Origin of the sequence: Flavobacterium sp. W20_MBD1_R3 (assembly GCF_052119725.1) — a bacterium.
Lineage (GTDB): Bacteria > Bacteroidota > Bacteroidia > Flavobacteriales > Flavobacteriaceae > Flavobacterium.
In genome coordinates this window covers 64,257-71,406 of sequence record NZ_JBGQOR010000011.1, presented here as the reverse complement: position 1 = coordinate 71,406, position 7,150 = coordinate 64,257, and the positions used below count along the sequence as shown (strand labels likewise).

Genomic DNA, 7,150 nt, shown 5'->3' with positions numbered 1-7,150 from the left:
AATGAACGTATGCCCTATTGCGGGTGCAAAACTACTGCGTTTATTCGCTTTTACAAGCTTTTTTTTTACTTTTATTTGACCTTTTGTTAAAGTAAACTTTAACCCGCTGAAAACGTGAGTTTTGAATGGTAAAGTTTTTTCCTCTCCCCAGCCCTCTCTACAGGAGAGGGTGACTAAATTGATAAAAAACTATGGATATCTTTGTATATTAAGTCATCTTGTTCTTTCGAATTTCACATTATGCTTGTATTTACCGCGTACGACTTCGTTTTGCATCCTTAAAATGTCACCCGTTACAATCCAAAAGATTCAAACCAGTTATCCCTTACTTAATCAATAAATACAATGCTTTTCTTTTTTCTACCTTATATATAGTTCTGTACTTTGTATAGCAACAACAAAATGCTCTGGGATTCCATGGCTCGCGTTAGGGATAGAAGCGAATAGCCCACAGGAAAGTCAAGTGAAACGCAACTTTTCGAGGACTTGTAGCGGATAGCCCGACCGTTTATAAAAAAGAGAGGCCATTACCTTTTCTGATAATCGCCTCTCTTTTTTATAAACGGGAACGCCTTAATGAAAATTATTTTTTCAGATTAGCAGCTCTGGATTCCCAAGAATCTGTTAGATTACCATAATCAACTGGTTTGGCCGGATTTTGGTTTTGTAATCTTCCTGAATCAAATGCCCGTACTAAAATTGTTTCTATAAAATAGTCTTCGTTAACATCGAAAGGCGCGTATTTTGTTTTTAAATTGATATCAAACATACTTGCCGCCGTATTAGACCAAAATGCTTTCCAGCCGCTTTTGAGATTTTTTACCAACTCATAGGTCGTAGTGCCTGTTTGACGATGAATTAACTTTACCAATATTTGACCTTGTTTACGGGAAAGCTTTTTAAGTTTAGCTTCGAATTCATCATTCAAATAACTTTCAACTATTTTAAAGTATCTTTTTTTCTCTTTATTTGTTTTAAGGTTAGCCATTCCTTTGTTCAGGTTCGACAATCTCTCAGACGCTAGTTTTGCATAAGGATAGGTTTTATATACCCTGCTTTGAAGTAATAAAAACTGCTTTCTTGCTTCAGGATCCGTTTTCCCCTTATATATTATGACTTCTGGTAATTGAATAGTATCATTAAGAATGTATTCATCGTCTCCCAAAACATATCCCATTTTTGTGGTATCCTTCTGGACTACCTGTGCATTAGCGGTAATACTGCTAAATATAAAAAATAAAAAAAAATTAATTAGCTTCATATAGGGAATTTTAATTGTCAAAATTATACAATATTAACGCAACTGTAATGCCAAATTTATAATTTAGCAAAAAATTAATTTTATGAGCACTACATCAATATTAAATAAGTCATCCCTTGAATTTTTAGAGAGCTATCTGAATAATGCATCACCTACAGGTTATGAAAGCAACGGCCAAAAATTATGGATGGAGTACCTGAAACCTTATGTTGACACTTTCATAACAGACACATATGGTTCTGCAGTTGGGATTATAAATCCCGACGCACCATATAAGGTGGTAATTGAAGGTCATGCTGACGAAATTTCATGGTATGTCAATTATATTACGGATGATGGACTGATTTATGTCATTAGAAATGGCGGTTCAGATCACCAAATAGCTCCTTCAAAGCGGGTCAACATTCATACTAAAGCAGGAATTGTAAAAGGTGTTTTTGGTTGGCCAGCCATTCATACACGAAATAAAGGAAAAGAGGAAATAGCGAAAGTTGACAATCTATTCATTGACATTGGTTGTGAAACCAAAGAGCAAGTTGATAAAATGGGTGTTCATGTTGGCTGTGTGATTACATATCCTGATGAATTCATGATTTTGAACGAAAACAAATTTGTTTGTCGCGCCATTGATAACCGTATGGGCGGATTTATGATTGCCGAAGTAGCTCGTTTGCTACACGAAAACAAAATAAAACTTCCTTTCGGATTGTATATTACTAATTCCGTTCAGGAAGAAGTAGGTCTTCGCGGTGCCGAAATGATTACCAAAACGATCAAACCCAATGTAGCCATTGTTACTGATGTTTGTCATGACTCCACTACTCCAATGATTGAAAAGAAAATTGAAGGAGACACTAAAATTGGTAAAGGTCCTGTGGTAACTTATGCACCAGCTGTTCAAAATAATTTGAGAGAATTGATTTTAGAAACTGCTATGGCTAAAGAAATTCCGTTCCAGAGATTAGCTTCTTCTCGTGTTACAGGAACAGATACAGATGCTTTTGCATATAGTAACGGCGGCGTAGCTTCTGCTTTGATATCCCTGCCGTTGCGCTACATGCACACCACGGTTGAAATGGTCCATCGTGATGACGTTGAAAACGTGATTAAATTAATTTATGAAACCTTGTTGAAGTTAGAAAACGAAGAAACATTCTCTTATTTCAAATAGTTTTTAGGAGCTAATCCCGCTATCCGTTTCAATCCACGCTAAAAAGCGTGGGATTTCCTCTTCAAACGAAGTTCACTGAACTACGCTAAAAGTAGAAACAAAGTGAAGTAATCAGGGCTAAAAAACCGCATTTCAAATTATGAATTGCGGTTTTTTTAGTAACTTTACTTAAACAATTCTTAAAAATGCAATCAACCGCCACATCAATAGAAGCATCTTTAGAAGAAATCCCCGAAGAGAGAAAAAGTGCTTTTACAAAACTTCGAGAAACTATTCTAGAAAATATTCCTAAGGGTTTTGTTGAACAAATATCATACGGCATGATTGGCTATGTAGTGCCACATTCCATTTATCCAAACGGATATCATTGTGAACCAAAACTCCCGTTACCATTTATCGCTATTGCTTCTCAAAAAAATTTCATCGCGCTTTACCACATGGGAATTTATGCAAAGCCAGAATTACTGAATTGGTTTGTCAACGAATATCCAAAACACAGCACCCAAAAATTAGACATGGGAAAAAGTTGCATCCGATTTAAAAAGATGGACCAAATTCCGTTTGACTTAATTGCTCGACTCGTCCAAAAAATAGCAGTGCAAGAATGGATTACTACTTATGAATCATCATTTAAAAAAACGAAATAATCATAAATTAAAATTTTAAAATCATGAAAATCATCAAAAAAATTCTACTAGGATTATTTGGAATCATTGTATTGGTTTTACTAATTGCCTTATTTCTGCCAAAAGAATATGCAGTAGAAAGAGAAATTACAATCAACCAACCCAAAGACAGTGTTTTCAACTATATAAAGTATTTGAAAAATCAAGATAGTTTTAGCGTTTGGTTTTCTAAAGATCCCGCCATGAAGAAAACATTTACGGGTACAGACGGGACCATCGGCGCGATTGCAGGTTGGGATAGCAAAGATAAAAACGTAGGTATCGGCGAACAGGAAATCAAAAAAATCGTTAAAGGCGAACGTATCGATTTTGAATTACGTTTCAAAGTTCCAATTGAATCCACTGATAATGCCTACATGATAACTGAAGCTATTTCACCAAATAAAACCAAAGTAAAATGGGGTTTTAACGGAAAAATGCCTTATCCAATGAATTTGATGTTGCCGATCCTAAACATGGAAGAAATGCTTGGAAAAGATTTGCAAGACGGATTGAATAACTTAAAAGCAGTTTTAGAAAAATAATATACTTTTACCTAAATAAAAACCGCATTTCAAATTATGAATTGCGGTTTTTTATTTTTTGTAGAAAAAGATTTTATCTGTTCGCTAGATATTCCAAGACATTTTTCTCGATTCTTGCATCTATATTGCTGATGTCTGCTTTTACAAATTTCTCTCCTAAGATATTTTCGTACAATTCAATATATCTTTCAGAAACTGTTTCAATATATTCATCAGTCATATTTGGAATTTGTTGTCCTTCCAATCCTTGAAAACCATTTTCGATTAACCAACGACGAACAAACTCTTTAGACAATTGTTTTTGCTCTTCACCTTTGTTTTGACGCTCTTGGTATCCTTCAGCATAAAAATAACGAGAAGAATCCGGTGTATGAATTTCGTCAATCAAGACAATCACTCCTTCTTTAGTTTTACCAAATTCATATTTGGTGTCAACCAAAATCAAACCACGACTAGCAGCAATTTCAGTTCCTCTTTGAAATAAATCTCTAGTAAATTTTTCTAAAACAACATAATCTTCTTCAGCGACAATTCCTTTCGATAAAATATCTTCACGAGAAATATCAGCATCGTGTTCTCCATTGTCGGCTTTGGTAGTCGGCGTAATAATAGGTTCTGGGAATTTATCATTTTCTTTCAAGTAATCAGGCATTGTCACACCACAAATTTCTCTTTTTCCAAGAGCGTATTCACGAGCAGCATGTCCTGAAAGATAACCACGAATCACCATTTCTACTTTGAAAGGGTCACATAGATGACCAACAGCAACGTTAGGATCAGGAGTTGCAATCAACCAGTTTGGGACAATATCCTGGGTCAATTCCATGAATTTAGTTGCAATCTGGTTTAAAATTTGACCTTTATATGGAATTCCTTTAGGCAGAACTACATCAAAAGCTGAAAGTCTGTCTGTGGCAACCATAACCAAAAGTTCATCATTTATATTATACACTTCTCTTACTTTACCTCGGTAAACAGATTTCTGGTTTGGAAAATTAAAATCAGTAGTTGTGATGGTGTTGCTCATTATACTAGTTGTGTGTGTTTATTTTTTGTTCCTGCAAATTTAAAACTATTTCATAGAGTTTCGCAAAGAACATAACTCTTAAATTTCATTTTTATATTTAAAGTTATTTTTTAAGCAGCGTTTCATTAAACAAATTTAAGATTCGGCTGTATTCATCTACCCAAGAATAGGTTTCTTTAAATCCATGTGCTTCCACCGGGAAACTTGCTAAACTCCATTTTTTCTTCCCTAATTCGATAAAACGCTGAGACAAACGAACAATATCTTTGTATTCTACATTGTCATCTACCATTCCGTGAAGCATCAATAAATCGCCTTGTAAATTATCTGCAAAATAGATTGGAGAACTTTTTTTGTATGCATCCGGATCCGTTTCAGGGAAATTAAGAATGTTTCCGGTGTAGCCATGATTGTAATGCGCCCAATCCGTTACGGAACGCAATGCAGCACCCGAAGCAAACTCTTTTGGAGTAGTCAGCATTCCCATCAACGTGATGAAACCTCCGTAAGAACCACCATAAATCCCAACTCTTGAAGCATCAATTCCATGATTTTCTACTAGATATTTCTTGCCGTCAATTTGATCTGTTAAATCTTTTCCACCCATAAAACGGTAAATACCTGTTCTAAAATCTCGCCCATATCCATCGCTTCCTCTATAATCAATATCTAAAACGGTATAACCTAAATCGACCAATAAATTATGAAACATGTACTCTCTGTGGTATGTACTCCAATAGTTGTGTGCGTTTTGCAAATAACCGGCACCATGAACAAACAAAATTGCAGCTTTGTTCGCATTCGCAGTTTGTGGTTTGTATAATCTGGCATTTACAGGAGTTCCATCCTGCGCCTTGAAAGTAATGACTTCCGGTTCTCGCCAAGAATACCCTTTGAAACTTTCAGATGTTGATGACGTTATCTGATTTAAATTTGTATTCTTTTTATTAGGCGCCACATACAATTCCCAAGGTTTATTTTTATAGGAATAACGAACCAATAAGCTACTCTCATCTGGAGACAAGCTCACTTCATGAGCACCATCTTTAGTTAAAATAGGCTGTAAAACCGGATTTGCAACTTCCAATTTAAAGATATTTCTGTTTCCTGGATGCGTGGTCGTTGTAGTCAAATAAAAAGACTTTTTATCTTTTGACAAATTCACATTGCGCACTTCCCAATCTCCTTTGGTCAACTGTGTTTTCTTTTTTGATTTAAAATTATAAGAATATAAATGAGAATAACCCGTTTCTTCGGATTGGAAATAAACGGTTTCATTGTCTCCCAAAAATCCAAGCGTTCCTCTTCCGTAAGAATTGGAAGGAATTCCAGGTCCGCCAATCCAAGCCTGATCATGTTGATGGTCTAATTCCTGAAAGGTCCCTTTCTCTAAATTCAAACTGACAATCCACCGGTCTTTGTTGTCTTGACTTCTTATTTCAGCAATGGCGTAAGAACCATTTTCATTATAAATAGGTTCTTGAACCACGATTAGTTTGTCCTTTTTTGCTGCAGTTTTTGATTTCTCATAGGACTCAAAATACTTAGGAACATCCTGAATATGGCTCAACGATGAAAAATTCATGAAATAAACAGAATCTTTGGCGATGTTATAAATCCCGAATTTGGTTGCCAACAAATTATCTACCGAAACTTTTCCCTTCGTATCTTCAATTTGATTGTAACCATCAGCAGTTATAAAAAGTTCCATTTTTTCACTTTTTCGTTCTGAATCTTCTATTAATCTGAAGGTCGCGAAATTTCCTTGTGGATCCACTTTTAAACTTCCAAAAGTATCTTTCCCATAATAATAAGGCTTTGGAAAATCAGATTTTGTAGTTTTCGATTTTGCTAAATTCCATTTTTTAAGTGCTTCCTGATCTCTGACAAATTGAAATAATTCCTCTTGTTGGCTTTTTAAAAAAGATTCTTTCTCAATCCCTTTTTCATCCGATTTTCCTTTACGAAAGTTGGTAATTTGAATAATAGAGCCTTCATTCGTATTAAACTGAAAAAGATTTTCATTTTGTCTGAAATACAATATTCCTGCTACAGCACCCATTTGTAAATTAGCAATTGGACTGCTTTGTTGGTACAATTTTTTGGAGGTTTTACTTTTCAAGGAATACGAAAATAGTCTTCCTTTGTCAATATAATAATACAAATCAGGATTGGTTGTTTGTTTGAAATCTAATTTTGAAAAAGCAGCTTCAGTTGGGGATGCTAATTCTGGTTTTGACAATCCATTTTTCCAAAAATAAGTACTTGTACCCAATTCATTATTTGGATTCCAATCAAAATAGACTTTCTGTCCATCTAAAGACCATCTTTCATTTTCAGGTGAAACCCCAATAAAAGTGTTGCCTTTCATGATTTCTTCCAGTTTTAGCATTTGGCTTTGAATTGTTATGGAAAACAAAACACAGATAGTAAGAATTAGTTTTTTATTCATTTGGTTGAAGTTTAATATTATAATGAAAA

6 protein-coding genes are annotated in these 7,150 nt (G+C 34.7%); 3 read left to right on the top strand and 3 right to left on the bottom strand.

From position 1 onward, the window contains the following. Nucleotides 1-583: 583 nt before the first annotated feature. A complete protein-coding gene (locus ACEN2F_RS12840; RefSeq protein ID WP_441739709.1) occupies nucleotides 584-1,261 on the bottom strand; it encodes a DUF4294 domain-containing protein in 678 nt (225 codons plus the stop codon). 82 nt (nucleotides 1,262-1,343) lie between these two features. On the opposite strand from ACEN2F_RS12840, the gene ACEN2F_RS12835 reads away from it, so the two are divergent. The 3 genes from ACEN2F_RS12835 to ACEN2F_RS12825 all read left to right on the top strand — a co-directional run bounded on the left by ACEN2F_RS12835 (nucleotide 1,344) and on the right by ACEN2F_RS12825 (nucleotide 3,642). Then, nucleotides 1,344-2,432 (top strand): M42 family metallopeptidase, encoded by a 1,089-nt coding sequence (locus ACEN2F_RS12835; RefSeq protein WP_441739706.1) that lies wholly within the window; start codon nucleotides 1,344-1,346, stop codon nucleotides 2,430-2,432. Nucleotides 2,433-2,617: 185 nt separating this feature from the next. Further along, complete coding sequence (locus ACEN2F_RS12830) at nucleotides 2,618-3,079, top strand: DUF1801 domain-containing protein (protein ID WP_441739703.1); 462 nt, start codon at nucleotides 2,618-2,620, stop codon at nucleotides 3,077-3,079. Nucleotides 3,080-3,102: 23 nt separating this feature from the next. Beyond that, nucleotides 3,103-3,642 (top strand): SRPBCC family protein, encoded by a 540-nt coding sequence (locus tag ACEN2F_RS12825; protein WP_441739701.1) that lies wholly within the window; start codon nucleotides 3,103-3,105, stop codon nucleotides 3,640-3,642. A 73-nt stretch (nucleotides 3,643-3,715) separates the two neighbouring features. Here the strand turns inward: ACEN2F_RS12825 and ACEN2F_RS12820 are convergent, their stop codons facing one another. Then, the gene (locus ACEN2F_RS12820) at nucleotides 3,716-4,669 is read right to left on the bottom strand and encodes a phosphoribosylaminoimidazolesuccinocarboxamide synthase (RefSeq protein WP_441739699.1); all 954 of its coding nucleotides are present in this window, start codon (nucleotides 4,667-4,669) and stop codon (nucleotides 3,716-3,718) included. 103 nt (nucleotides 4,670-4,772) lie between these two features. Further along, nucleotides 4,773-7,121 (bottom strand): prolyl oligopeptidase family serine peptidase, encoded by a 2,349-nt coding sequence (locus ACEN2F_RS12815; RefSeq protein ID WP_441739696.1) that lies wholly within the window; start codon nucleotides 7,119-7,121, stop codon nucleotides 4,773-4,775. Between the last annotated feature and the right edge of the window lie 29 nt (nucleotides 7,122-7,150).